General features: G+C 61.6%; 22 protein-coding genes. 7 read left to right on the top strand and 15 right to left on the bottom strand.

Going from position 1 to position 26,089, the window contains the following annotated elements:
• Nucleotides 1-28: 28 nt before the first annotated feature.
• From pgaD to pgaA, 6 genes are all read right to left on the bottom strand, one after another.
• Entirely contained in the window at nt 29-529 is a 501-nt protein-coding gene (pgaD, locus tag AC0T4W_RS01800) for a poly-beta-1,6-N-acetyl-D-glucosamine biosynthesis protein PgaD (RefSeq protein ID WP_476315375.1), read from the bottom strand.
• Complete coding sequence (pgaC, locus tag AC0T4W_RS01795; protein ID WP_476315372.1) at nt 526-1,866, bottom strand: poly-beta-1,6-N-acetyl-D-glucosamine synthase; 1,341 nt, start codon at nt 1,864-1,866, stop codon at nt 526-528. Before pgaC ends, pgaD begins: the two co-directional genes overlap by 4 nt.
• On the bottom strand, nt 1,863-3,866 hold the full coding sequence (gene pgaB / locus AC0T4W_RS01790) for a poly-beta-1,6-N-acetyl-D-glucosamine N-deacetylase PgaB (protein ID WP_476315369.1): 2,004 nt from the start codon (nt 3,864-3,866) through the stop codon (nt 1,863-1,865). The genes pgaC and pgaB overlap by 4 nt, the downstream gene beginning before the upstream one ends.
• Before the next feature lie 231 nt (nt 3,867-4,097).
• Nucleotides 4,098-4,901 carry an IS21-like element ISPst3 family helper ATPase IstB gene (istB, locus tag AC0T4W_RS01785; RefSeq protein WP_476314408.1) on the bottom strand — a complete coding sequence of 268 codons (804 nt, stop codon included), beginning with the start codon at nt 4,899-4,901 and terminating at the stop codon, nt 4,098-4,100.
• Nucleotides 4,894-6,393 (bottom strand): IS21 family transposase, encoded by a 1,500-nt coding sequence (istA, locus tag AC0T4W_RS01780; protein WP_476315011.1) that lies wholly within the window; start codon nt 6,391-6,393, stop codon nt 4,894-4,896. The genes istB (AC0T4W_RS01785) and istA (AC0T4W_RS01780) overlap by 8 nt, the downstream gene beginning before the upstream one ends.
• Nucleotides 6,394-6,496: 103 nt before the next feature.
• Nucleotides 6,497-8,914: a poly-beta-1,6 N-acetyl-D-glucosamine export porin PgaA gene (gene pgaA, locus AC0T4W_RS01775; protein ID WP_476316051.1), complete on the bottom strand. Its 2,418-nt coding sequence runs from the start codon at nt 8,912-8,914 to the stop codon at nt 6,497-6,499.
• A 341-nt stretch (nt 8,915-9,255) separates the two neighbouring features.
• Here pgaA and AC0T4W_RS01770 point away from each other — a divergent pair, with 341 nt between their 5' ends.
• Both AC0T4W_RS01770 and AC0T4W_RS01765 read left to right on the top strand, forming a co-directional pair.
• Nucleotides 9,256-11,187: a putative nucleotidyltransferase substrate binding domain-containing protein gene (locus AC0T4W_RS01770; protein ID WP_476315366.1), complete on the top strand. Its 1,932-nt coding sequence runs from the start codon at nt 9,256-9,258 to the stop codon at nt 11,185-11,187.
• Complete coding sequence (locus tag AC0T4W_RS01765; RefSeq protein WP_476315363.1) at nt 11,184-11,888, top strand: 3'-5' exonuclease; 705 nt, start codon at nt 11,184-11,186, stop codon at nt 11,886-11,888. The genes AC0T4W_RS01770 and AC0T4W_RS01765 overlap by 4 nt, the downstream gene beginning before the upstream one ends.
• A 55-nt stretch (nt 11,889-11,943) precedes the next feature.
• On the opposite strand, the gene trhP is transcribed toward AC0T4W_RS01765, so the two are convergent.
• The 6 genes from trhP to creD all read right to left on the bottom strand — a co-directional run bounded on the left by trhP (nt 11,944) and on the right by creD (nt 18,328).
• The gene (gene trhP / locus AC0T4W_RS01760; protein ID WP_476316048.1) at nt 11,944-13,254 is read right to left on the bottom strand and encodes a prephenate-dependent tRNA uridine(34) hydroxylase TrhP; all 1,311 of its coding nucleotides are present in this window, start codon (nt 13,252-13,254) and stop codon (nt 11,944-11,946) included.
• A 192-nt stretch (nt 13,255-13,446) separates the two neighbouring features.
• Nucleotides 13,447-13,953: a hypothetical protein gene (locus AC0T4W_RS01755; protein WP_476315361.1), complete on the bottom strand. Its 507-nt coding sequence runs from the start codon at nt 13,951-13,953 to the stop codon at nt 13,447-13,449.
• A 250-nt stretch (nt 13,954-14,203) separates the two neighbouring features.
• Nucleotides 14,204-15,973 (bottom strand): sodium:solute symporter family protein, encoded by a 1,770-nt coding sequence (locus AC0T4W_RS01750; RefSeq protein ID WP_476315358.1) that lies wholly within the window; start codon nt 15,971-15,973, stop codon nt 14,204-14,206.
• Between the two features lie 3 nt (nt 15,974-15,976).
• Entirely contained in the window at nt 15,977-16,237 is a 261-nt protein-coding gene (locus AC0T4W_RS01745; protein ID WP_339462584.1) for a DUF4212 domain-containing protein, read from the bottom strand.
• 371 nt (nt 16,238-16,608) lie between these two features.
• Nucleotides 16,609-16,914: a hypothetical protein gene (locus AC0T4W_RS01740; RefSeq protein ID WP_476315354.1), complete on the bottom strand. Its 306-nt coding sequence runs from the start codon at nt 16,912-16,914 to the stop codon at nt 16,609-16,611.
• A gap of 55 nt (nt 16,915-16,969) precedes the next feature.
• Nucleotides 16,970-18,328: a cell envelope integrity protein CreD gene (gene creD / locus AC0T4W_RS01735; RefSeq protein ID WP_476315351.1), complete on the bottom strand. Its 1,359-nt coding sequence runs from the start codon at nt 18,326-18,328 to the stop codon at nt 16,970-16,972.
• Between the two features lie 256 nt (nt 18,329-18,584).
• On the opposite strand from creD, the gene gbpA reads away from it, so the two are divergent.
• On the top strand, nt 18,585-20,006 hold the full coding sequence (gbpA, locus tag AC0T4W_RS01730; RefSeq protein WP_476315348.1) for an N-acetylglucosamine-binding protein GbpA: 1,422 nt from the start codon (nt 18,585-18,587) through the stop codon (nt 20,004-20,006).
• Between the two features lie 376 nt (nt 20,007-20,382).
• On the top strand, nt 20,383-21,945 hold the full coding sequence (locus AC0T4W_RS01725) for a S8 family serine peptidase (RefSeq protein WP_476315345.1): 1,563 nt from the start codon (nt 20,383-20,385) through the stop codon (nt 21,943-21,945).
• A 261-nt stretch (nt 21,946-22,206) separates the two neighbouring features.
• Here AC0T4W_RS01725 and istB (AC0T4W_RS01720) read toward each other — a convergent pair whose 3' ends face one another.
• Together istB (AC0T4W_RS01720) and istA (AC0T4W_RS01715) are read right to left on the bottom strand one after the other, a co-directional pair.
• The gene (gene istB, locus AC0T4W_RS01720; RefSeq protein ID WP_476315342.1) at nt 22,207-22,962 is read right to left on the bottom strand and encodes an IS21-like element helper ATPase IstB; all 756 of its coding nucleotides are present in this window, start codon (nt 22,960-22,962) and stop codon (nt 22,207-22,209) included.
• 16 nt (nt 22,963-22,978) lie between these two features.
• Entirely contained in the window at nt 22,979-24,499 is a 1,521-nt protein-coding gene (istA, locus tag AC0T4W_RS01715) for an IS21 family transposase (RefSeq protein ID WP_476315339.1), read from the bottom strand.
• A gap of 237 nt (nt 24,500-24,736) precedes the next feature.
• Here istA (AC0T4W_RS01715) and AC0T4W_RS01710 point away from each other — a divergent pair, with 237 nt between their 5' ends.
• From AC0T4W_RS01710 to AC0T4W_RS01700, 3 genes are read left to right on the top strand one after another with little or no spacing between them, the layout of a single operon-like run.
• The gene (locus AC0T4W_RS01710; RefSeq protein ID WP_476315336.1) at nt 24,737-25,177 is read left to right on the top strand and encodes a DUF2628 domain-containing protein; all 441 of its coding nucleotides are present in this window, start codon (nt 24,737-24,739) and stop codon (nt 25,175-25,177) included.
• Between the two features lie 32 nt (nt 25,178-25,209).
• Nucleotides 25,210-25,680 (top strand): OsmC family protein, encoded by a 471-nt coding sequence (locus AC0T4W_RS01705; RefSeq protein WP_476315333.1) that lies wholly within the window; start codon nt 25,210-25,212, stop codon nt 25,678-25,680.
• 32 nt (nt 25,681-25,712) lie between these two features.
• The gene (locus tag AC0T4W_RS01700; protein ID WP_476315330.1) at nt 25,713-25,904 is read left to right on the top strand and encodes a hypothetical protein; all 192 of its coding nucleotides are present in this window, start codon (nt 25,713-25,715) and stop codon (nt 25,902-25,904) included.
• Here the strand turns inward: AC0T4W_RS01700 and AC0T4W_RS01695 are convergent.
• The gene (locus tag AC0T4W_RS01695) at nt 25,901-26,053 is read right to left on the bottom strand and encodes a DUF3096 domain-containing protein (protein WP_079203638.1); all 153 of its coding nucleotides are present in this window, start codon (nt 26,051-26,053) and stop codon (nt 25,901-25,903) included. The genes AC0T4W_RS01700 and AC0T4W_RS01695 overlap by 4 nt on opposite strands.
• Nucleotides 26,054-26,089 lie beyond the last annotated feature (36 nt).

Raw genomic sequence — 26,089 nt, 5'->3', positions numbered from 1 at the left:
GTATGCCGCCCGCCGCTGCTCTGCACAGTCACACCAGCAAAGGCGCCTGTACAGCCGGCGCATGTAACAGCGCCTTGTCAGCCAGCACCGACAAGCGCAAAGCGGTACCGGGAAACTCGATGGCGGCCAGCGCGCCGTGTTCGTGGTTATGCAGGATCAGCACCTGCTGATTCTGCAGGCAGTCGAGGATCGGCAGGGACACCTGGAAATTCTCCGACAGCCCCGCTTCACTGACATCTGGCATACGCTCGCGGCGCTCATAGCCGTCGGCGCGCTGCTCGTTGTACTTGGCCCAAACCAGCAGAACGGCACCGATCAGCAGCGCCACTACCAGGTAGATCAGCAAGGTATCCAGGGTCAGCAGGAACTCGCTGCCCAGCGACAAGCGCGGCCCCTGTTGGCCATTGGCGATCACCGCCGCCACGCCCTGCACCAGCAGATAGACCAGACCCAGCCAAGCCATCACGGTCAGCAGCGTGTCGATGCTGCGCGGCAGCCAATGTTGTTGCGTACGAATAAGCAGACTCATGAGGTACTCCGTTTAATGCCGCGATCCGGGCTGACCCAGCGCGCTCGTTGCTGACGACGCTTGAGCATGACCTTGGGAAAGCTGACCAGGGTGGTAAACAGGGTGAGCATCCAGAACGCCAACGGGTACCAGATGATCCAGAACAGCGCGCGCGCCAGCCCTTGTTCATAACGCCGTTCGATCAGCAGACTGAGGCTGAACTGCACCAGGCAGACGCAGGCCAGCACCAGGCCGGTAAAGGCCGGCGGCAGCATGCTGGTGACTTGTAGATTGGCGGGCAGCTCGACTATTTGGCCGAGCAACCAGAGCAGAATCGACAGGGCAAAGGTGAACGCCCAGATGGCCGACAGGCAGAACTCGATCAGCAGCGGCCACATGTAACGAAAGCGCCAGACCCAGATGCTGCCGACGTTTTTCAGCAGCACTTCGGCGCCACCCTGAGCCCAGCGCAGACGCTGCTTCCATAGACCGCGCAAGGTTTCCGGCATCAGAATCCAGCACAGCGCGCGTGGCTCATAGAAAATCGACCAATGATCGAGCTGCAGCTTCCAGCTGACGTCGATGTCCTCGGTGATCATGTCAGCGCTCCAGTAGCCGATGCGGTCCAGCGCGCTGCGGCGGAACGCAGCGATCACCCCGGACACGGTAAACACCCGGCCATAAACGCGCTGGGTACGCTTGATCAGGCCGATGATCGAGGAGAACTCGCCGACCTGAATGCGCCCGACCAGAGTCGAGCGCGTACGAATACGCGGGTTGCCGGTTACCGCGCCAACTCGGGGGTTGTCGATCAGCGGCGCCACCAGGTAGGCCGCAGCGTCCTGGTCGAGCAAGGCATCACCATCGATGCACACCAGGTATTCGCTGCGCGCCGCCAGCGCGCCCATGCGCAGGGCCACAGCCTTGCCCTGGTTCTGCGCCAGGTGCAGCACACGCAGGCGCGGCTCGCTGGCCGCCAGTTGGTCGAGCACTGCACCGGTGTTGTCGCTGGAACCGTCGTTGATGGCGATCACTTCAATCGCCGGGTAGCGCTGGGCCAGGGCCGCGCTGATGGTTTCCACCGCGTGCTCGCCCTCGTTGAAGCAGGGCACCAGAATCGACACCAGCGGTGTACCGACCAGTTCCGGCGGCATGATTTCGCCGGTATTGGACCAGGGCCAGTGGCGCTCCCAGTGCAGCCAGAAGTAGCAGCCGCCGGCGATCCACAGCGCCGACATAAATAATGGGTAGAAGAACACGAAGTCCAGTAGCACATCACCGGTCAGGATCAGCGCCACACCAACCGGCGCGCCGAGCACCAGCAGCAGAATCAGCAGGGCATAGATACGGTCAATCATGGCAAGGGATACCAGGCATTGGAGAGCGCCGGACGAATGCTCTGCACACGCGGCTGGTCATTGATGAAGTCGTCGGGGTAATAGCCGTAGTTGCGCACGCCATTCCATTGCAGGCGGCGCATCCACTGAGCAAGCAGTTGCGTATCAATCGGCCCAGCACTGCCGCTGCGCCAATCGCGCGCTTGCAGCTCGAACACCGTGCGCTGCAACGCCCCGGGGCGTTGGGCAATCTGCTGCACCAGGTTGTCCAGCCAGGCATTGGCCTGCGCTTGCCCCACGCCTTCCATAAAGGGCATGGCCATCGGCGCGGTCCAGTCGTAGCTGGCGAGGAAGTCGTCGAGGTTCTGCGCGAACCAGGTTTCGCTGTACGGGTTGATGATCGGCTGGGCATAGAGGTTGCGCGCGGTCTTCACCTGCGGACCACGGATGGCGCGCACCCTGGCCGTCAGTTCGGCGGTGAAATCGATCAGGTAGCGGCTCTTAAAGCGCGTCCAACGCTGCAGGGTGTCCTCATCGCCGCGCAGCTGAGCGATATCACCGGGCAGACCGGCGGCGCGGTAGGCCGCCAACGCCGCCGGGCTGGCATCTTCGAAGTCCGACAGCAGCGCATCGTCGTGGTACAGCACGCCGTAGAAGTTGGCATGTCGCGCCAGGTCTTCGTAGATCTCACCAATCTGCTGACGCACCTTGGGGTCGAACGGCGACAGGCGGCGATACTGCTCGGCATCCACCACCGGCGCGCCATCCGCCGACCAACGCTGCACCCGTGGCAGGCTGGCATCCAGGTCGAAGCTGAGCACCGGCATCCAGGCAAACACCTCGACCTTGGCGCGGGTACGCAGTTGCCAGGCAACGCGGTTGAACAGGTCGGCGCGCACCGGCAGGTGACGGTTGGGGAAGTACAGCGCCTTCACCAAGCCATTGCCCTCGGGATCAGCATAGGCCTGCAGAAACACCGTGGTGATGCGCAGGTCGGCAATGCGCTGCACCAGCTTGTCGAGGTTGGCATCCATCTGCTGCGGGTCGGCGTCGTAGACATAGTCGAGGTCGACGTGCGCTACACGCATCAACTCCGCTTCTTCCACTGAGCTAATAGCGGCGGCAAAGCGGCTAGTTTCCGGGTCACCATTGAGCAGAAAACGCGGCCCCTCTTGCAGACTGGCAAAAGCGCTCAGGCCATCCTCCAGGGTCAGCGCCAGCTCGTAGCCGTTGTCCCCGACGATCTTCAATGCAGTGCCGCTGGCCGCGCCATATGGCCAGACCCAAACGCGCGGCGCACGGCCGCTGGCGGCCTTGATCTTGGCACTGATGCGCGCCACATCCCGGCCGATGCGCGCGCTGTAGTCGGCTTCACTCTCGTAGCGTTTTTGCTGCGGGTCATACAGCCGGGTGACTGCCGCCGGCTGCGCGTTGCCCTGAGGGTTGGCCAGGGCGCCGTAGTGCAAGGCGTTGCTGTGCGCGGCAATTTCCACCAGGCCGCTGGCGGCGATTTCATGGACTTGCTGCCAGGTCACGAAACGCTCACGCGGCACCGGCAAGCCGCCGAAATCCACCGGGCGACCAGCTGGCGTGTCCATCCAGACACCCACCGGGGCCAGCACCGCTGGCCACTGATAAGCCTTGAGAATTGGCAACACGCGACTGTAGAAGCTGCTGTAGCCATCATCAAAGCTCAGCAGCACGGCCTTCTGCGGCAACGCCGGACCGCCCTGGCGCGCAGCCAGCAGTTGATCCACCGACACCGCTTGGTAGCCGTTGGCCTTGAGCCAGGCCAGTTGCTCGATCAGGTTAGCGGTGCGCACCGTCATATAGGCCTGGTTGGCATCGGCATCGTCAACATCGTGGTAAGCCAACGCCAGCACCTTGCCCTGCGGCCACGGGCTTTCGCCAGCAGCCTGCAGGCGCTGTTGCGGTGGGGTGAATGGCGGCGCCTGCACGGCGCACGCACTGAGTAACACAGCGACCAGCCCGAGCAGGCTGCAGCGGTAGAAAAAGCCCATGGGGGAAATCCTTAAAAGCGGTAATTGACGTCCAACTGTTGGCGCTGATGGAAAATTGACCCACCCTGCCGATTGAAATTTGACCCAGGGCGGATTGCTGATTTCTGCATCAGCAACTGTGGATAAGTCTATCAGCGCAGCTGCTCTTAATCCCCCCTCCGTCGATAGCCCAGTTCAGTTGTTTAAGACCTGCCACATGCAGTCATGCAGCAGGTCACCCTCTCGACATGCTCAGAACGGCTCGTCGTCCTCCGGCCGCTGGTCGCCCTTAGGTTTTCGTTCGCGTGCTTTGATCTTCGCCTGGGCCGCCAAGCTGCTGTGTTGCAAGCGGTAGGACTCGTTGCCCGTTTCGACGATGTGGCAGTGGTGGGTCAGCCGATCCAGCAGGGCTGTGGTCATCTTGGCGTCGCCGAACACACTCGACCATTCGGCGAAGCTCAGGTTGGTGGTGATCACCACGCTGGTGTGTTCGTACAGCTTGGACAGCAGGTGAAACAGCAGAGCACCACCGGCCTGGCTGAAGGGCAGATACCCTAGCTCGTCGAGGATGATCAGATCCATGCGCAGCAGTGCCTGGGCGATGCGCCCGGCCTTGCCGTCGTGCTTCTCGCGCTCCAGCAGATTGACTAGGTCAACCGTGGAGTAGAAGCGCACGCGCTTGCCGTGCAGGGTGATGCCGGACACGGCCAGCGCGGTGGCCAGGTGGGTCTTGCCGGTGCCCGGTCCGCCGATCAGCACCAGGTTCTGGGCGGTGTCGGTAAAGGCCAGGCTGGCCAGCTCTTTGATCAGGCGTGCGTCGGCGCTGGAGGAGCTGAAGTCGAAGCCGGCCAGATCGCGGTGCATCGGCAGCTTGGCCATGTTCATCTGGTGGCTCACCGAGCGCATGGCGCGATCTGTGTGCTCCTGTTGCAGCAGGTGTTCGAGCAACCATCTGGAGGACGCCGTTGCCGACTCGCCCTGGGCGATCAACTCCGCCCAGGCAGTGGCCATGCCGTGCAGGCGCAGTTCCTTGAGTTCAGCCATAAGATCACGCATGACCGATTTCCTCGGCATGGCTACGCAGGAGGTCGTAGCGCGCCGTGTTGGCGACGGGGGCTTCCTTGAGCGGCAAGTGGGTTTCGACGGTGGGCGGCGGTTCGCTCGATGTCAGCCGCGCCACGACATTGAGGATGTGTTCGGCGCTCAGGCTGCCGCTCTCAAGCACCAGCTCAACAGCCACCAGCACCGCATCGAGCCCGGCGACCGGTACGGCGGCCAGGACTTGCGCCATGATCCGGTCACCGCCGGCATGCCGCCCCAGGCCGTGCCTGAGCCGACGCAGCGGCGCTGGCAGATCGGCAAAGGGCGCGCCGTTGCGCAGCGCGCCGGGCTTGCGCTCAATCAGCGGGATGTAGTGCTGCCAGTCATAGCTGACCTGGTCGCGATCCAGTAAACGCGCATGGCTGGCAATCAACAGGTCATCGGCCACCACCTCAATCCGGGTCGGATACAGGCGGCTGCTGACCCACCGGCCGGCGCGCTCACAGGGCACCGAGTAGCGGTTGCGCCCCACGCTGACCAGGCAGGTACTGGAAACCCGCGCCGCACGCTCGACGTAACCGTCGAAGGCCGTGGGCATGGGCATCATTTCGGCCCGCTCCAACTCCAGCACCTCGGCCACACTGAGCCCGCCGTACTGCGGGTGCGCCAGCTCGCTCCAGAGTGCGCGGCAGCGCTGGCCGAGCCAGGCATTGAGTTCTTCGAAGGAGTGAAATTGGCCGTCCTGGGCGTCGAGCCAGATGCGTCGCCGGCTGTCTTGCACGTTCTTCTCGACGATGCCCTTTTCCCAGCCCGAGGCGACGTTGCAGAAGTCCGGGTCGAACAGGTAGTGCGCACACATCACCGCGAAACGCGCATTCACCGTGCGGCCTTTGCCCTTATTGACCTTGTCGACGGCCGTCTTCATGTTGTCGTAAATACCCCGGCGCGGCACGCCGCCCAAGGCGCTGAACGAGCGCGTATGCGCGTCGAACAACATCTCGTGGCCTTGGCTCGGATAAGCCACCAGCCAGAATGCACGGCTGGCGCAGAGCTTCAGGTGCGCCACCTGCATACGCCGGTAAATGCCGCCGATCAGCAAACCCTCTTCGCTCCAGTCGAACTGAAACGCCTCGCCCAGCGCAAAGGTCAGCGGCACAAAGGCGTGCAACGCCTTGCCCTGCTCCCCGCGCCAGGCACGGATAAACGCGGTGAGCTGGCTGTAGCCACCGTCGTACCCCTCGGCCTTGATTTGCGCCAACAGCGCCTTGGCACTGCGCCGCTGTTGCTTGGAACGCAGCGAGTCGGCCTTCAGCGCCTGCTCCAGCGTGGCGTGAAAAGCACTGAGCTTGTTGAATACCGCCCGGCGCTGGTACGCCGGCTGCTTCGCCTCGGGTGCTCTGACCCATTTGCGAATGGTGTTGCGCGCCAACCCGGTGCGCTTGGTTATCTCATGCAGCGACAGCTTGTCGCGAAAATACATCCGGCGAATTTTGCCCATCATTTCCATACTGATCACCCTGTGTTCTCCTGCTCAGAAATTGAGCAGAAGCAGTTGAACACCTGGGTCAGTTTTCAGTCGGCAGAACAGCCTCTACTGGGTCAGTTTTCGGTCAGCGGCAACAGTCCAACAGCACGCGCACTTCCTGCTCGCGCTCACCGTCGTAGGCGCGGCTCAGGGCCGAGACGGCCAGGCCGCCATCGAAGCGGTCATCGAAGCGCAGGCGCTGGCCGTAACTGATCAGGCCAACAGCATCCGTGCCGTAGCTGCGCTGGCTGTTGCTGCCGACGCCCAGTTCGGCCTGTTGGCTCCAGACCGTCTGATAGCGCCGGTACAGGGTGTGCGACAGCTTCACGCTGGGCAGCACGCTGAATTCGGCCTCGGGGTTGAAGTACGGCACCTCATCCGAGCCGCTGTTGCGGCTGGTACCAACTTCCAGGCCCAGGTCGGCCTGCCAGGTCGGCGCGGTGTAGAAACGCTGACTGCCATCGAGCAGCAGCGCGAAGCGGTTGTTGCCATCACTGAAATCTGCGGCATTGGCCGACAGCCGCCACACACGCCGCTCATCACCACGCCAGCGCAAGTAGCCACCAAGGCTGTCGGACGTGATGTCGGCATTCAACGCGCGCAGCGGTGTATCGCTGCCTAGGTGCTGAGCCGACCAGCCATATTGCCAGTGGTCGTCCACATCATGGCTGCCGCTGAGGCGCAGCCCCATCGGCTTGCCATGACCGAAGTCATGGCGTGATAGCTCGGCTTCCAGGGTGTGATTGCGCACCCGCCATTCGGCGCCAGTACGCAGCCAGCGGTGCTGACCGCGACCTTCCTCAAACTCACCAGTGGCATAACCGCCACCGACGAACAGCCGCCAGTCATCCTGCAATGGCGCGCTGTAAAGCGCGGTGTCGATGCCCAGGTCATTACCGCCGGACACACTGCTGCCCGAGCCCAGGCCGCGATAGCCGGACACCTGCAGCTCAGCCATGTGATGCACCTTGCGCAAGCGCTGCAAACGCTGCGCCTGCAGGCTTTCCGGGTAACGCTGGATCACGTCATCGGCGAGCAGGTCAAGCTGTCGCCACTCCTGCAGCGCCAGTGCGGCCAGACCCTGTTCGACTTCCAGGGCGGGGTTGCGCGGCGCGATGCTCTCCACCACCTTCAGCTCATCCTCGGCACGGCGTGGCCAGCCACGCGCCAGGTACAGGCCGGCGCGGGCAGTACGCAGCGCGCTATTGTTCGGCGCATTGTCGGCCAGTTGCGCATAGGCCTGCTGGGCGGCGGGGGTGTCATTTACTTGCAGGTAGGCAGTGGCCCGCAGCTCCTGGGCTTCTAACCAGCGTGCATTGGGCTCCGGCTCGGGGCTGCCGAGCAGGTACAGGCGTGGTGACTGACGGCTGGCCAGTTGCTCGGCCTGCTGCTGCGCGGCCTCCAACTGCTCGCTTTCAACCAGGGCGTAGAACAGGCTGCGCTGATCCTCCAGCCACTCTGGGTGCTTGTCGTCTTCCTCGGCCAGTACCTGGCGGTACAGCTCGGCGGCTTGCTCAGGCTGGCGCAGATAAAGAAAAGCCGACGCCACCCAGCGCAGCGCATAACCAGGCAGGTTGACCTGCTCGGCCTGCAGTTGCTGGTACTGCGCCAGTACCTCACTCATCCGTACCCGTGCGTGCAAAGCACCTAGACGGTCGATGCGCACGCGAGTGCTGTCCGCCTGGGCTTCTATCTGCCCGGCCCAGGCTTGCAGCAGGTGCTCGGCACCCGCCAGGGCACGGTCAGCGAGCTGGAAACGCTGACCTTCGCCGCGCGTGGCCATATCCGCCATGCGCACCTGTTCGGCGAGAATATCGCCTTGCAGTCGGCGCAGCTGCGCGGCATCCAACAAGCCCGGATAGCGCTGGCTCAGGGTCAGCGCCTGCTGTGGCAAGCCAGCGCGCTGCAGGCTCAGCAGGTACTCACGCGCCACGTCAGCGCGCCCTGGGGCCAGGTCATGGGCGCGGTCGATTTCATGCAACGCAGCAAAGCGCTGGCCGTCGCGCAGGTAGGCATAACCGAGTACCAGACGCCGCTCGGCATCCTGCGGAGCCTGTGCCACCAGCGCTTGCCCTTGAGCAATCGCCGCCGCCATCTGCCCAGCATCCGCCAGGGTCATCACCTGACCCAGCAACAGGCCCTGATGCTCGGCAAACCGAGCCAATCCCTGACGGTATACCGCCAACGCCGCTGGCCACTGCCGCAGGTTGCGATAGGCACGTGCCACGCCAGCCAGAGCATCGGCCGGCAGTTTCTGGGCCGCCGTATGCTGCTCATACAAGGCAACCACTTCTGCATCTTCACCGGCCCAACCGGCAATCAGCAGGTGATCCGTCAGGTAACGTGGCGATTGCCAGCTGGCCTGCTGCGCGCGCAAAAAACCCAGAGCCGGGCCGTAGTCACCCCCACGGGCGCGCTCAAGCAAGGCGTCATAAGCCGGCTGGCCCTGCACCCAGGCGCTGAACAATAAGGCGGAACACAACAGGCTGGTTTTCTCACGCATCAAGCGGCGAGTCGCGCGTACAACCACGCGGCTGGTCTTTACATCTGAGGTCACGGACAACGTCCCAGTATTTTTCGGTTTTGATGGCAGTAAGGTGCAGGCTTAACCCCACACAAAAGGCATTTTTTTGACAGCGGCGCGCATTCTGCCACACAAAAAGCATTTTTCTGACGCTTACCGACGAAGCGTTTGACCTTTACCCTACTAATTTCCTAAGTGACTGATCCGCATAGGGAAGTTTTTTTGACGGAATGTGCATAAGTGGCATCTAGACTTACGTCCAATGGCGCAAGCGGCAACGCCGACCGATTATGTTGATCTAGACAACTGTGAGGCCACCCATGAGCAGCGCAGACGCAATCGCCCAGGCAGGCAAGACGGCGGTGCTGCAGAACATCCATGGCACCATGGCCTTTCTGCAGAAATTCCCGCCGTTCAACCAGATGGAGTCCGCCCACCTGGCGTATCTGGTGGAGAACTGCCAGCTACGTTTCTATGGCGAAGGCGAAACCATCATCAAGCCGACCGACGGCCCGGTTGAGCACTTCTTTATCGTCAAACAGGGCCGCGTGCATGGCGAGCGCCCGCATTCGGCTCGGCGCGGCACGGAAACCACCTTCGAGATCACCACCGGCGAGTGCTTCCCGCTGGCCGCGCTGATCGGCGAACGCGCCACCCGCACCGAGCACCTGGCCGCCGAAGACACCTTCTGCCTGCTGCTGAACAAGCCAGCGTTTATCAAGCTGTTCTCGCTGTCCAACCCGCTGCGCGACTTTGCCCTGCGCGGGGTCAGCAGCCTGCTCGACCAGGTCAATCAGCAGGTACAGATGCGCGCGGTGGAAACCCTCGGCGCGCAGTACTCCCTCGACACCCGCCTTGGCCAGCTGGCCATGCGTAACCCGATCAGCTGCGGCCCAGACATGCCGCTGCGCGATGCGGTCAAGCTGATGCACGAGCAGCAGGTCGGCAGCATCGTCATCGTCGACCCAGCGCTGAAACCGCTGGGTATTTTCACCCTGCGTGACCTGCGCCGGGTGGTGGCCGATGGCGTCGATCTGACCCAGCCCATCGACCGCCTGATGACGCAAGCGCCCTTCCACCTGCCGCCGGATGCCAGCGCCTTCGATGCGGCGATGGCCATGACCGAGCGGCATATCGCCCACGTTTGCCTGGTCGAGCACGGCCGGCTGTGCGGGGTGATTTCCGAGCGGGATCTGTTCAGCTTGCAGCGCGTCGACCTGGTGCACCTGGCGCGCACCATTCGCCATGCCGGCCGGGTGGAAACCCTGGCGGCGCTGCGCAGCGATGTGCGCCAGTTGGTCGACAGCATGCTCGCCCACGGCGCCAGCGGAGCGCAGATCACCCAGCTGATCACCCTGCTCAACGACCACACCGTGTGCCGAGTGATCGAGCTGACTTTGGAAGATTTGGGCGACCCTGGCGTGCCATTTACCTGGCTGGTGTTCGGCAGCGAGGGTCGTAGCGAGCAGACCCTGTACACCGACCAGGACAACGGCATTCTCTTCGAAGCCAATGATGCCGCTGAGGCCGCCGCCATTCGCGGGCGCCTGCTGCCGCTAGCCCATGAGATCAACCTGCGCCTGGCGCAGTGCGACTTTACCCTGTGCAAGGGCAATATCATGGCCGGCAACCCCGAGCTGTGCCTGTCGCGCCAGGAATGGTCACGGCGCTTTAGCTGCTTTGTGCAGGAGGCCACCCCGGAGAATCTGCTGGCCTCGAGCATCTATTTCGACCTGCGCGCCGTGTGGGGTGAGACCGAGAGCTGCGAGCAACTGCGCCAGGGCCTGCTGCAGCAGGTGGCCGGCAATAGCCTGTTTCAGCGCATGATGGCGGAGAACGCCCTGCGCCAGCGGCCGCCGGTTGGCATGTTTCGCGATTTCGTGGTGGCCCGCAAAGGTGCCGAGAAGGACACCCTGGACCTCAAGGTGCAGGGCCTCACACCCTTTGTCGACGGCGCCCGCCTGCTCGCCCTGGCCCATGGCGTGGCGGCCTGCAACACCCTGGAGCGCCTGCGCGCGCTGATTCAGCAGGGCGTGATCGAAGCCCAGGATGGCGCGGCCTATGAAGAGGCCTATCACTACATTCAGCAGGCGCGGATGCAGCAGCATCAGCTGCAGGCGCGCGACGGCCTGCCCTACTCCAACCGCGTCGATCCCGATAACCTCAATCACCTCGACCGGCGCATTTTGCGTGAATCTTTCCGTCAGGCGCAGCGGCTACAAAGCAGCCTGGCTGTGAGGTACCAACTATGAGCAAGTTCACCTGGTTTAGCGGCCGTGGCCCGGCGCTGACCCAACAGCAACTGCAGCGGCGCGATAACCTGGCCGAGCCCTGCGCCTTCGATGAACGTCCGCTGCAGCAGCAGCGCTTTGTGATCCTCGACCTGGAAACCAGCGGCCTGAATATGCGCCGCGACCAGGTGCTGTCGATTGGCGCGGTGGTGATCGACAACGGCGCCATCGACCTCAGCCAGCAGTTCGAATGCACCTTGCAGCGTTTGGACCATCAGGCCAGCGCCAGCACCCTGATCCACGGCATCGCGCCCAGCGAAATCGCCAATGGCGAGGACCCGGCCGAGGCGCTGCTGAGTTTTATGGCGTTTGTCGGCGACAGCCCGTTGCTGGCCTTCCACGCCGAGTTCGACCAACGCATGCTCGCCCGCGCGCTCAAGCAGAGCCTGGGCTACCGCTTGCGCCATGCCTTCTTCGATGTCGCCGAAATCGCCCCATTGGTCTGCCCCAAAGCCAATCTGCCCCACGCCGGGCTGGACGACTGGACCACGCATTTCGGCCTGCAAGTACAGCAGCGTCACCACGCCAGCGCCGACGCCTTGGTCACCGCCGAGCTGGCCCTGATTCTATTTAGCAAGGCGCGCCAGCAGGGCCTCGACAACCTGCAGACGCTGCTGCAGCAGCTCAACAGCCGCCGCCGTCAGCGGGCGCATTCGATGTAACAGCAGCGCCCCGTAGGAGCGGGCCATGCCCGCGAATCGCACGCATGGCGTGCTCCTACAGGTCTCTCATCAACAAACCATATTCCAACTGCACATCCGCCGGTACCGGCAGATAGACGATATGGCCGTCGCCGGGGGCTACTGCCACGGTCTGACCCTGGCGGTTTTCCAGCTGCTCGAGGCTAAAACGCAGATTGCCTTGAGGCGTCATCAGCTCCAGGCCATCGCCGACGCCAAAGCGGTTTTTCACACGCACTTCGGCCAATTCGCCACGACGCTCACCGGTCAGCTCACCGACAAACTGCTGCTGTTCGGACACCGAGCTGCCGCGCTCATAGTTCTGATATTCATCGTGCACATGACGACGCAGAAAGCCCTCGGTGTAGCCGCGATGGGCCAGTGACTCCAGGGTATCCATCAAGCTTTTATCGAAGGGTTTGCCCGCCATCGCATCATCGATGGCCTTGCGATACACCTGGGCGGTGCGCGCCACGTAATAGTGGGATTTGGTGCGCCCTTCGATCTTCAGCGAATGCACGCCCATCTGCACCAAGCGCTCGACATGCTGCACCGCGCGCAGGTCCTTGGAGTTCATGATGTAGGTGCCGTGCTCGTCCTCATAAGCGGCCATCTGCTCGCCGGGGCGGCTGGCATCTTCCAGCAGAAACAGCTGCTCGGTGGGAGCGCCTACGCCCAGGGTCGGTTCGACAATCTGTACAACCTCGCCCAACTCGTTCTCGCCAGCCGCAGTGGCCTGGTACTGCCAGCGACAGGCATTGGTGCAGCTGCCCTGATTAGGGTCGCGCTTGTTGATATAGCCCGACAGCAGGCAGCGCCCGGAGTAGGCCATGCACAGAGCGCCATGAACGAACACTTCCAGCTCCATGCCCGGCACTTCGTTACGAATCTCGGCGATTTCCTCCAGCGACAGCTCGCGCGACAGAATCACTCGGCTCAAGCCCTGCTGCTGCCAGAACTTCACACTGGCCCAGTTCACCGCATTGGCCTGCACCGACAGATGAATCGGCATCTGTGGGAAATGCTCGCGAACCAGCATGATCAGACCCGGATCGGACATGATCAGCGCATCCGGACCCATCGCAATCACCGGTTCAAGATCCTTGAGAAAGGTCTTCAGCTTGGCGTTATGCGGGGCGATGTTGACCACCACGTAGAACTGCTTGCCCTGGGCCTGGGCCTCGGCAATGCCCAGAGCCAGGTTGGCGTGGTCAAACTCGTTGTTGCGCACCCGCAGGCTGTAGCGCGGCTGCCCGGCGTACACCGCATCCGCACCATAGGCGAAGGCGTAACGCATATTTTTCAGGGTGCCGGCCGGAGACAGCAGTTCGGGGTAACGAGGGGGCATGGCCATAAATCGCAAGCTCGGCAATCCAAGGGGGCGCGATTTTAGGCAAGCGCCCGAGCGAGCGCATTGATCTAGGTCTATTCCAGCGCCTGCGATTCCCAATGGAGACAGGCGTATAAAGCACAAGCAGTTACTGCAGCAAACCTGGCCGCAGTGCGGATCAGCTGTTGTCAGCAGCAATCAACACAGGCCCTACTGGCAGACCTGCCAGTAGAGTTCATCATCCTTGGCAATCCGCTTCATCTGATCCAGCAGCGGTTTTTTCTGCGCATCAAGCGGCAACAGTTCCGCCGTGGCGCAATTGAGCAGGTGGGGCTGATGACTGACGCGGTCGACGTGCTGTTTTTCAAAGCGATACAGGTTGAAGGCCACCACGTCGCTACCTGAGGCATCCTCACGCAGCAGGCTTTTGCTATCGAGCACGGTAAAGGCCGTGGTCATCGGCCAGTAAAACGTCCATGGCCGCCAGAACACCTCACCGGTTTCACTGGCCACCAGCACGGACTCAGCCGGCTGACGCTTCAGCTGGTGGTCGAACCAGGAGTACTCGTAGTAAATCTGGTAGCTGAGCATGCCCAGGCCGCCAAACGCGGGAATGATCCACTTCGGCAAGCGGTTGCCCGTCAGCTTGCGCAGCAGCATGGCAATACCAGCCGCCCCCAGCCCCGAAACCACGATGGCAAGTATTGTCCACAACATTGACTGACTCCCGAAAATAAAGGCTATGTACTCATTACCTGTTGCTCCGCGCTGTAGGCCTTTGTAGGCGCGGGCTTGCCCGCGAAAGCCGGCAACGCAAAAGCATCGCGGGCAAGCCCGCTCCTACAGGTTCGGCGCTCTTTCTTAAGATTTCCTGCAACAGCTAACGCAGACATAGCCAAATAAAACGGGCCTCCCAAGGAGGCCCGCTGGCAAAAGCCTGATCAAAAATGATCGGGGGTGATTATGCTCAGTGGCTCAACGCGCCACCAGCACCTTTGGGGGTACGCACGCTTTCCACCAAGTCCTGAATTGCCTGGGGTGGCGCAACGGTCGCAAGCGACACGGTGTAGGCGACCGCGAAGTTGATGACAGCACCGACGGTACCGATGGACAGCGGCGAGATGCCGAACAGCCAGTTATCCGGGGTGTTGGCGAAGGTCGCGGTGCCAGGGATGAAGAACCAGCCCAGGTACAGGAAAATGTAGACGACGGTGAACACCAGGCCGACCAGCATGCCGGCAATAGCGCCCTTGTCGTTTACCCGCTTGGAGAAGATGCCCATCATCAGCGCCGGGAACAGCGTGGCCGCAGCAATACCGAAGGCCAACGCCACCACCTGCGCGGCAAAACCTGGTGGATTGAGCCCCAGCCAGGTGGCCAGCAGGATCGCAACCGCCATGGAGATCCGCGCTGCGCGCATTTCCCCCTTCTCGCTGATCTTAGGATTGATCATGTTCTTGATCAGGTCATGACTCACCGCCGAGGAAATGGCCAGCAGCAAACCGGCAGCCGTCGACAAAGCCGCAGCAATGGCACCCGCTGCAATCAGGCCAATCACCCAGCCCGGCAGGTTGGCAATTTCCGGGTTAGCCAGTACCAGAATGTCGTTGTTCACAGTCAGCTCGTTGCCCTTCCAGCCGCGCGTTTCAGCAGTCGGGGTGAAGGCTGGAGCGGCATCGTTGTACAGCTGAATGCGACCATCAGCGTTCTTGTCTTCCCACTTGATTAGACCGGTAGTTTCCCAGGTCTTCACCCACTCCGGACGCTCTTCATAGGCCAGGGCTGGAGCTTCGGCACCCTGCGGATAGACAGTGGTCAGCAGGTTCAGACGCGCCATGGACGCCACCGCAGGCGCGGTGAGATAGAGCAGGGAGATAAACACCAGGGTCCAACCAGCCGACCAGCGCGCATCAGCGACTTTCGGCACGGTGAAGAAGCGAATGATTACGTGCGGCAGACCGGCCGTACCAATCATCAGCGACAGGGTGAACAACACCATGTTCAGCTTGTTGCTGACATCGGCGGTGTAGTCGGTAAAGCCCAGCCCCGCCACGACTTCATTGAGCTTCTGCAGCAGCGGCATACCTGACTCAGTGTGTTCGCTGAACATGCCGAACATCGGAATCGGATTGCCCGTCAGTTGCAGGGAGATAAACACCGCCGGGATGGTGTAGGCGATGATCAGCACCACGTACTGGGCAACCTGGGTGTAGGTAATGCCCTTCATCCCGCCGAACACCGCGTAGCAGAACACCACGCCGGCTGCGATCCAGATACCGGTGGAGTTGCTCACTTCGAGGAAGCGCGAGAACGCCACGCCAGCACCGGCCATCTGGCCGATCACGTAGGTGACGCAGATGATGATCAAGCAGACCACTGCAGCCAGGCGCGCACCGTTGCTGTAGAAGCGATCACCGATAAAGTCCGGCACAGTGAACTTGCCGAATTTGCGCAGATACGGCGCCAGCAGCATGGCCAGCAGCACATAGCCACCGGTCCACCCCATCAGGAAGGTTGAGTTGGCATAACCACCGGCAGCGATCAGACCGGCCATGGAAATAAAAGAAGCCGCCGACATCCAGTCGGCTGCTGTTGCCATGCCGTTGGTGACCGGGTGAACACCACCGCCGGCGACATAGAACTCTTTGGTCGAGCCGGCACGTGCCCAGATGGCGATGCCGAAGTAGAGCGCGAAGGAGGCGCCCACAAACAGCATATTGATTACAAACTGGCTCATGGATTATTCCTCGACACCGAATTGTTTATCGAGTTTGTTCATTTTCCAGGCGTAAAAGAAAATGATCACGACAAAGGTAATGATCGAACCTTGCTGGGCGAACCAGAAGCCAAGGTCAGTACCACCGACAGAGATACCTGCCAGCATCGGTCGAAGAAGTATGGCGAAGCCGTAAGACACCAGGGCCCAGACAATCAGGCTCCAGGTAATCAACCGAACATTCGCCTTCCAGTACGCTGCAGCGTTAGCTTGATCAGAAGTCATAAACTCCTCCGGTTATTGTTATTCTCATGCCCCCTCAAGCTAGCAGCAGGCCACTAGGGCCGACAGATAGACATTGGTATTAGCTGCCTGAAAACCCCCGGAATAAAATATTTATTTATATATAACAACTAGTTAGCTAGCAGCACGGCAAAAACGACGTCAGCGATTGGACGTTAGTCGAATGACATAACAGCTGCGCGACGGCCTTCAAACCCACCTTTATTCAGACCGCACAAGCGCATCGCCAACCCCTGCCGGCTTGCCAGTTGTACGCTTCACCTGCTGGCCCGCTGCAGAGGCAAACAACCGCGCAATCCGCCACGCCAGCAGATGCCCAGCGCGCGACTCTTCGCGCAAGCCGATATGCCCGCTCATTGCACATACCACAGGCGGAAGAAGCCAAACGCCAGCAGCAGGCCAAACTGGCCAAGCGCCGTGCACAAACTGAGGAAGGACTGCACTTCGCTGTTCTGCGCGGCATTGGCCAGGCCGGTCAGGCTCTCCCAGAAGGATTCTGGCAACAGCACCAGGCTCAGCTGCGCCAGAGGTTGACCGGTCAGTTGCAGGCCTTTGATCAGGTCAAATTGGCCGCAGAACATCAGGCCCAGCAACACCATAAAGGCCACCGCCAGCCCTAAAGCAGAACAGGCGGAGAACTGCATCAGTAAACGCATCATGCTCAACTCCCACACAGATAAAAAAGCGGCGCAGGCTGGCCTGCGCCGCGCGCTATTAACGGTCGCTGGCTGGGCTGGCCAGTGGCAGGCGGCCGACGCCGTACCAGTCGAGTTTGCGGGTCAGCACCATCACCCCGGCGAGCACGCCAAACACCAGCACCGAGCCCATCAGCAGGGCGTAGTCCTCAGCGCCGAGCAGGCCGAACAACATGCCGTAGAGCAGCGCCAGCAAAGCACCGAAACCCGCGCCGCGCAGGGCGCTGTGCAGCACGTAACTGACGTAGAAGCCGATCAACAGCACGCAGGCAGTCGCGGCAATGCCATAGGCCAGGGCAAAACTCAGGTGCTCGGACAGCGACAGCAACAACAGGTAAAACAGCGCCAGCGACATGCCCACCAGGGCGTATTGCACCGGGTGCACGGCCATGCGCTTGAGCACTTCAAAGAGGAAGAACACGGCGAAGGTCAGGCCGATAAACAGCAGGGCATACTTGATCGCCCGCTCGGTCTTCAGGTACTGGTCCACCGGGTCGACAAAGCTCACGCCGAAGTTGCGCGCGGTCATTGCATTGCAGCTGTCTTCACGCACGCAATCGGCCAGCGCTTCCTCCAGGTTGGTGGCGAAGAAGCTGGTTTGCCAATGTGCCTTGAAGCCCTTGTCCGACACCTCACGGCTGCTCGGCAGGTATTCGCCGACAAAGCTCGGATGCGGCCAGCCGGACGTCAGCTCGACCCGACTGTCACGGCCCACCGGGGTGATGCTCAGTTGCTCGGTGCCCTGCAGTTTGAGGTCGAAGGCGAACTCCAGAGTCTGCCCGCCCTGGCTATCCAGCGCCGGCAGCGGTGCATGCACACCCGCGCCGAAACGCTCCTCGGCGCTGCCGGGTGCAAAGCTCAGGTTCATGCCGTTAAAGCGCAGTTGCAGGTCATTGCTGATGCCACGAATATCGCTGATACCGACCGAGAGGAAGGGCCGATCAAACTGATACAGCCCCAACTCATCACCCAGCCCGAGGCGCGCCGGCAGCTTGAAGGCGCCGCTGATCTGGTTGTCGCTGCGGTACAGCAGCGCCTTGTAGATGCCGCGCGCACGCTCCTCGGTGGCGACGTGGCCATTGAGCACAAAGCGCTCCGGCAGAAAGTACAGACGGCCTCGGCTCTTCTGCTCTTCCATATAGCGCTCGCCGGTCTTGGCGTGGGTTTTCCACACGTGCCAGACCTTGGTGTAGGGCATCACCAGAATCGGCCCGGTGAGCTGCTGGCGGTAGCTGGAACTGCGCGCGATGTCTTGCAGCACCTCGGCGCGCTGATACTGCCGCTCGCTCACCAACCCGCCGATCATCGACAGCGGGACCAGCAATAACAAAATCAGCAAGGCAATAGCGCCCAGCTTGAAACCCAGAATGCGGCTCATGGTGCAACTCTCCGATACGGTTTAGGTAGGCAGAGTCTGGGCGGCGCAAGTGGTGGCTTTATGGAGGGCAGATGGAGACTGTGTGGAGATCAATCCACAGTAAGCACCCGTGATAGAGCACTCACAGCAGCACGACCGTTCGTCCATTCCACTGGAAGCCGGATTTTTCTGCACTAGAGTGCTAACTCACTTGTTGCTCACAAGGCGGCCGGTAAGCGGTGTCACCAAGATTTATCCAATCTGATAAGGGACAGTCATGAACGAACGTCAATGGATTTGCGCGGCCAGCGCATTATTAATGCTGGGCAGCGGTAACGTATTCGCCCACGGCTATATCAAACAACCTGAAGCGCGCGGCTATCTATGCAAGCTGGGGGAAAACAGCCAATGCGGGGCCGTGCAATGGGAACCGCAAAGTCTGGAAGGTTACTCCGGCTTCCCGCAAAGCGGCCCAGCCGATGGCCAGATCGCCAGCGCCGGGCTGGCGCAATTCTCTCCGCTCAATGAACAAACAGTCAGTCGCTGGGCCAAGCGCCCCATGCAGGCAGGCCCGGCGAATTTCACCTGGCGCTTTACCGCCAACCACGCCACGCGCAATTGGCGCTACTACATCACCCGCCCTGACTGGCTGGCCAATCAGCCGTTAAACCGTGCCGCGTTTGAGACGGTGCCGTTCTGCGTGGTCGACGGCGGCATGCAACAGCCGCCGCAAGAGGTCACCCACAACTGTGATGTGCCGCCGCGCGAGGGCTACCAGATAATCCTCGGGGTCTGGGAGGTGGGCGATACGCCGATGAGCTTCTACAACGTGATGGATGTGATGTTCGGCGATGTGACCACACCGCCGGACCCGTCAGCCTGGCAAGCCAAGGGCATGCTCTACCCCTCGGTTGATTTGCAGGTCGGCGACCAAGCGATGACTCGGGTCTTCGATGCCAGCGGCGAGCGCAGCGACTTGCAGACTCAGTTACAGGTTGAAACCAGCGAACAGGGCCAGCGCAACCAGTGGACCTACCTACTCGCCAGCCGTATCAACCAGCAACAAAGCCTGCTCAAGGCCGGCCAACGCGGCAGTGATGGCACGATCCAACCGGTCTACGGCCAGAACAGCCTGTTTGCCCGTGCCGACAGCGGCATCCAGCGCATTGAGGTGCAGATCGACAAGGCCAGTGCGCCGGACCACGACCTGCTGGTCGATGGCCTGCAGCCCAACTACCGCATTCAGAGCGGTCAGCTGCAGCTCGCGTTCAACGTCACCGCCGTGGGCGCGCTGCAGATCAGCAGCTACGTCTACGACCACAGCGGCAACACCAAGGGTTTTGCCGCAGCCGAGCTGACCAATAGCAGCCAGCCCCTGAGCATCAATGTCGACAGCCCCGCACCCGGCCATCATCAACTGGTGGTCAGCGCCAAGGTGATCGGCAGCGAGCAGGTGTTGCAGAAAACCTTCGACATGATGTTCGTCGCAGGCGACGACAACGCCAGCTATGACTTCACCTTCCCGGACAGCCTGCGCAGTTACACGGCCGGCACCCGGGTGCTGCAGCCTAAGACGGGACGACTGTATCAGTGTCGTCCATTTCCGCAGAGTGGCTATTGCACACAGTGGTCAGCCGCCTCGACCCAGTTCGAGCCCGGTATCGGTAGCCATTGGCAAGAGGCCTGGATAGCTGACTGAGAAAGCGCCGCGCCCGCCAAGCTGTTAGGCCGGCGCGGACACTCTCCCCCGAACATGCATACGACACAGGCGCACGAGTGCGCCTTGGCGTATGCCTTTGCGGAGCCACAGGTATGTCCCCGTACTAACGTCCAGGCGCAGCCCTACCACTGGTAATCCCGCGCTGCAGCAGCCTGGGGATAGGTGCCAAGCCTTAGCGAATCGCTCCCCTTTAAAACCGCTAAAGGGGCGGCATGATATCGACTTTGAAAAACACATAAGCAATTGATTTAATTAGACATTTTTAATTGAAAAGCGACGAATGACCTTGGTTTTTCGACACAGTCTCCTAGGGTTCTGACAGCTGCACTACGCGGCACTCAATTGGGAGATAACCATGCAAGGATTCCAACGCACCACCGCCTTACTGTTATTACTCAGCGCCGGCTGGGCGAACGCCCAGGCCGACGAAAAACCAAGCTTCACAGCCCAGGCGCAGATCCCTGTGGATGAGCAGCAATCACCGCGCTACATCATCAAATACAAGGAGCTGACACCTTCACCAATGAGTCAGGCCAACCAGCCGCAACCCCTAAGCGCCGGCCAGTTCGAAACCTTGGCCGCCCAGCGCCTGCTCAGCCAGGCCCAGGTACAGCCCTTGATGCACCTGGACAGCCAAGCCGCCAGCGTGGCGCACCTGAACCCTGCGCAACTCAAGCAGTTGCAGGCCAACCCGGCGGTCGACTATATCGAACTCGACCCGCGCCGCTACCTAATGGCCGAACAAGTCCCCTATGGCATCCCCATGGTGCAGGCCAACCTGTTACCCGATAACGCTATTTCCAATATGAAGGTGTGCATCGTCGACTCCGGTTACGACCTTGGCCATCAGGATTTACCGTCGGCCGGCATCACCGGTAATGACGGCTATGGCAGCGTCAACAGTGGCAACTGGTACGAGGATGGCAATGGCCACGGCACCCACGTCGCCGGCACCATCGCGGCCCTGGGTGGCAACGACCTTGGCGTGGTTGGCGTCAGCCCGTCGGGCAACCTCGGCCTGCATATCGTCAAGGTGTTCAACAACAGCGGTAGTTGGGCTTATGGCTCAGACCTGGTGATGGCCATCCAGCAGTGCCGCGCAGCCGGGTCAACGGTGATCAGCATGAGCCTGGGCGGTGGCGCCTCGTCGGTAACCGAGCGCAATGCCATGGATGCGGCCTACCAGAATGGCGTGCTGGTTGTCGCAGCTGCAGGCAACAGTGGTAACAGCACCCTCTCCTACCCCGCCTCCTACGACTCTGTCGTATCGGTCGCGGCAGTAGACAGCAGCGGTAATCGCGCGTCGTTCTCGCAGTACAACAACCAGGTCGAAGTCGCCGCTCCTGGGGTTGGCGTGCGCTCCACCCTGCCTGGCAACCGCTATGCGAACTACAACGGCACCTCGATGGCCACACCGCATGTGTCAGCGGTTTACGCCCTGGTGTGGAGTCAGCACCGGCAGTGCACCGCCGCGCAGATTCGCAAAGTGGTCAATAACACCGCAGAAGACCGTGGCACTGCTGGCCGCGATGCTTACTACGGCTACGGCATCGTCAAGGCCAAGCGGGCCAGCGACCTGATCGCCCAGCGCGGCTGCGATGCCAGCAGTGGCGGTAATGGCGAGGAGCAAACCTACCCTAACCTTTCCGGCGCGCGGGACGCTTGGGTACGTTACAACGTGGTGGTGCCAAGCGGCACCCAGCGCCTGACCGTACGAATCAGCGGCGGCACGGGCGATGCTGACCTGTACACACGCCTGGGCAGCCAACCCACCACCAGCCAATGGACCTGCCGGCCCTACCTCGACGGCAATCAGGAAACCTGCACCCAGGAAAACCCTGCTGCCGGTACCTGGCATATCGGCCTACGGGGCTATTCCAGCTTCTCTGGCGTAACCCTCTACTGGCGCTACGAGTAACCCACCCAGCCCCGAGACAGGCAACTGTCCGGGGCTGTTCGCCCATAACCACATCAAATACTGAGTAAGCGCGCGAAACCACGCAGAAAGGATCGCAAAACTGCACAAACCATTAAGGCGTAAATGGACAGTATTTTCAGAAATGCGTAGCGTGTGTGCGGATTCCACGCCATTCGGACACTCAGCCCACGCTGATCCGGACACCTGTTCCACGGTCATCCGGACAGGCAGTCGGAGCGCAGCGACGCAGGATATGCATTGTTAGTCTGAGGTGCCCGGCGTCGTCAATTTCTTCGCCCGCCTGCGCATCGACTCTCCCTTCAGGTTGATCCGGTAGGCGTTGTGCACCAGGCGGTCGAGGATGGCGTCGGCCAGGGTCGGATCGCCGATCAGTTCGTGCCAGTTGTCCACCGGCATCTGACTGGTCACGATGGTTGAGCGTTGGCCGTAGCGGTCGTCCAGCAGCTCCAGCATGTCGCGGCGCTGTTCGGTGGTGAACGGTGCCAGGCCCCAGTCGTCGAGGATCAGCAGGTCGGTCTTGGCGTAGCCGCTCATCAGCTTGGCGAAGCGGCCGTCGCCATGGGCCAGGCCCAGTTCTTCCAGCAGCCGCGGTAGGCGCAGGTAGCGCACGCTGTAGCCGTCCCGGCAGGCCTGGTGGGCCAGGGCGCAGGCCAGCCAGGTTTTGCCGACGCCGGTGGGGCCGCCGATGATCAGGTTGAGGCCGTCGCGCAGCCACTGGCCGCTGCGCAGTTGCAGGATCAGCGCCTTGTCCAGCCCGCGCGGGGCGCGGTAGTCGATGTCTTCGAGGCAGGCGTTGTGCTTGAGCCGGGCCTGGCGTAGGCGGTTGCTCAGGCGCTTGTCGTCGCGCTCGGTCAGCTCGCGATCGACCAACAGGCCGAGGCGTTCTTCGAAGCTCAGGCTGTCGATGTCGGGTGTTTTCAGTTGCTCGGCGAGGGCTTTGAGCATGCCGTGCAGGCGCAGGGTTTGCAGCTTGTCTAGGGTCGGGTGAGGCAGCATGGTGGGATTCCTTTGTTCAGTGGTAGTAGCCGGGGCCGCGCAGGTTGGCGTGGTCGTCCGGTAGTAGGGGTAGGTTCTGTTGAGCCAGCGGCAGGTTTTCCAGGCCTTGGCGCAGAATCGATTCGAGGCTTTTGTAGCTACAGGCACCGAGGCTTAGGGCGCGCTGGCAGGCGGCTTCCAGCCGTTCTTCGCCGTGGTGCTTGCCCAGGCGCAGGATGCCCAGGCAAGCGCGGTAGCCATGCTGCGGATGCACGCGCCGTTCGAGGATGTGGCCGATCACCCCGGCGGTGTTCGGGCCGGTCTGCTCGGCCCAGCGGATCAGCCGTTGCGGCGTCCACTCGGCATGCTCGCGATGGCTCTTGGGCATGTGCTCGGTCTGCGTGCTGTGCCGGCCTTTGTGCAGGGAGCGTACGTGGCTGGCCACCCGCTGGTTGGCGTGGAAGCACTCCACGGTGCGCGCCGTCAGACGCACCTCCAGCTGCTTCTTCACCAACTGGTAGGGCACCGAGTAGTAATGCCCATCGACCTCGACGTGGTAGTCGATGTGCACCCGCGCCTTCTTCCACTCGGCATAGACGTAGGGCTGCTCCGGTAAAGGCCGCAGGGCCGGGCGATCCAGGCTGTCGAAAGCCGCCTGGCGGGAGCCCGGTAGCTTCTTGAACGGCCGTTGGTTGAGTCGCTCCAGCAGCACGGCGATGGCCCGGTTGAGTTCGTCCAGGGAGAAGAACTGGCGATGGCGCAAGGCGGCGAGGATCCAGCGCTCGACCACCTGCACGCCGACCTCGGCCTTGGCCTTGTCGCGGGGCTTACGCGCCCGCGCCGGCACCACCGCCACGCCATAGTGCTCGGCCAAGTCGCGGTAGCTGGGGTTGATGTCCGGTTCGTAGCGATGGGCCTTGCTCACCGCACTGCGCAGGTTGTCCGGCACCACGATCTCCGGCACCCCGCCGAGGAAGGCGAAGCAACGGGCATGGGAGCCCAGCCAGTCCGGCAACTGCTGCGACCAGGTGGCCTCGGCGAAGGTGTAGCTGGAGGCACCGAGTACCGCGACGAATACCTGCGCCTGGCGGATCTCGCCGCTGTGACGGTCGATCACCGGCATCGTCTGACCTGCGTAGTCGACGAACAGCTTTTCGCCGACGCGGTGCTCCTGGCGCATCACCACATCGACCTTGCCGGCCCAGGCCCGGTAGTGCTCGCAGAACCAGCTGTACTGGAAGCCCTGTGGCTGGCCCAGCCGATACTCCTGCCAGAGCAGCGCCAGGGTCACGCCTGGTCGGCGCAGCTCGGCATGCACCCAGGCCCAGTCGGGAGTTGGTCGTTGCTCAGAGGGGATCTCCGGCGGTGGCGGGAACAGGCGCCGCTCCAGCTCGGCGTCGGACAACTCAGCAGGGAGCGGCCAGGAGAGGCCGCAGGCCGTGAATCGGCAAAGGTAATCACCGGCACTGCTGTGACCTATGCCCAGACTGCGGGAGATCTTACGGACAGACAGCCCGCAATCGAACTTGAGGCGCAACACTTCACGGATTTTACGCATGGATAAACGCTCCACGACGACCTCTCTGCTTCGAAAAAGAGGCCAATGGTAGTGAATAAATCCTGCGTAGCTGCCTGCCAGAAAGTGTCCGGATGGCTGTGGAATCAGTGTCCGGATGCTCGTGGAATGGGTGTCCGGATCAGCGTGGAATCACTGTCCGGATGTGCGTGGAATGGGTGTCCGAGTCAGCGCGGAATCCGCAGCGTGTGCTGATCGCCAATTTAAGGATGAACGGCCATGACCCCGCACAACCCCTACGCCACCCCGCAAGCCAGCGTCGCCGACGCAGAATCACTGGTGTCCGACGAACAGATCGCTGCACTCCCCATCTCGGACAAATGGAAGCAACGCTTTAGCGCAATTCACCATGCCGGCGGCATCAAGATGCCCAAGTTCAAGGAGCTGCCTGCGGCAGAACGGCGCAAGGCCTTCAGCTTCAACTTCCTGGCATTCTTCTTCGGGCCGATCTACTACGCCATCAAGGGCATGTGGAAAAAGGGCCTGGCGCTGTTTCTGCTCTGCGCCGCCGTGGTGATCACCCTCGGTATCGGCCTGGAGTATCTGGGCTACGGCAAGATCGCCAACGCCTTGGGCTATGGCGTTAGCGCGGTATTCGCGGCACGCGCCAATATTGATTACTACAAGAAGATGCTGCTTGACGATAACGGCTGGTGGTAGTCACCCAACCCAACTGCAACAGGAAAATACCCATGACTGAGCATGTCGCCGAAGTAATCTGGCAACGTGGCGAGCAGGACTTTCTCGGCAACCGCTATAGCCGCAAGCATTTGCTGCGTTTTGATGGCGGGCTGGAGGTTGCCGGCTCATCCTCGCCGCATGTAGTACCGCTGCCGATGTCGGATGAAACAGCCGTTGATCCCGAAGAGGCCTTTATCGCCTCCCTCGCCAGCTGCCACATGCTGTGGTTTCTCTCCATCGCCGCCAAACGCCGCTTCTGCGTCGATGACTACCGTGACAGTGCCAGCGGACTGATGCAGGAGAATGCTGCCGGCAAGCTGTTTATCGCTCAGATTATCTTGCGCCCAGCGGTCCGTTTCTCCGGTGAGCGCCTGCCCAGCCGCGAACAGATCGAACACATGCACCACCAGGCCCATGAAGAGTGCTTTATCGCCAACTCGGTAAAGTCCGAGGTGCGCTGCGAACCGCGTTTTACCGCGTAACGCCACAAAGGCCAGCCCCTAGGCGGCCATGCATGAATCCAATTACACACGGTCGTGCCGATGGGCAGCCCTTGTTTTATTTCCATGGCGTACCAAGCGCGGCAGTTGAAGCGGCGATGCTGCGCACCGCCAACACCGTGACCCGCTGCACCGAACAAGCGCATGACTCCTGCTTGCTGGAAAACGCTGAAGCCATGATGAAGGCGGTGCAGCTCAACACTTAAAAACGCAGATTGAAATTGCCAGTACCGAAGATGCCGACCAGGCCAATTACGATTAGATAAATTGCCACGATGTAGTTGAGCAAACGTGGCACCACCAGAATCAGAATGCCGGCGATTAGCGAAATCAGTGGAGTCAGAGCAAGGGTCATAATCGTTACCTTAGGGTTATTGAAGCGCCAGTATGC

It is taken from the genome of Pseudomonas sp. C7.1, from assembly GCF_056312395.1.
The sequence above is the reverse complement of the archived record's forward strand: the minus strand, read 5'-3'. Positions and strand labels throughout refer to the sequence as shown.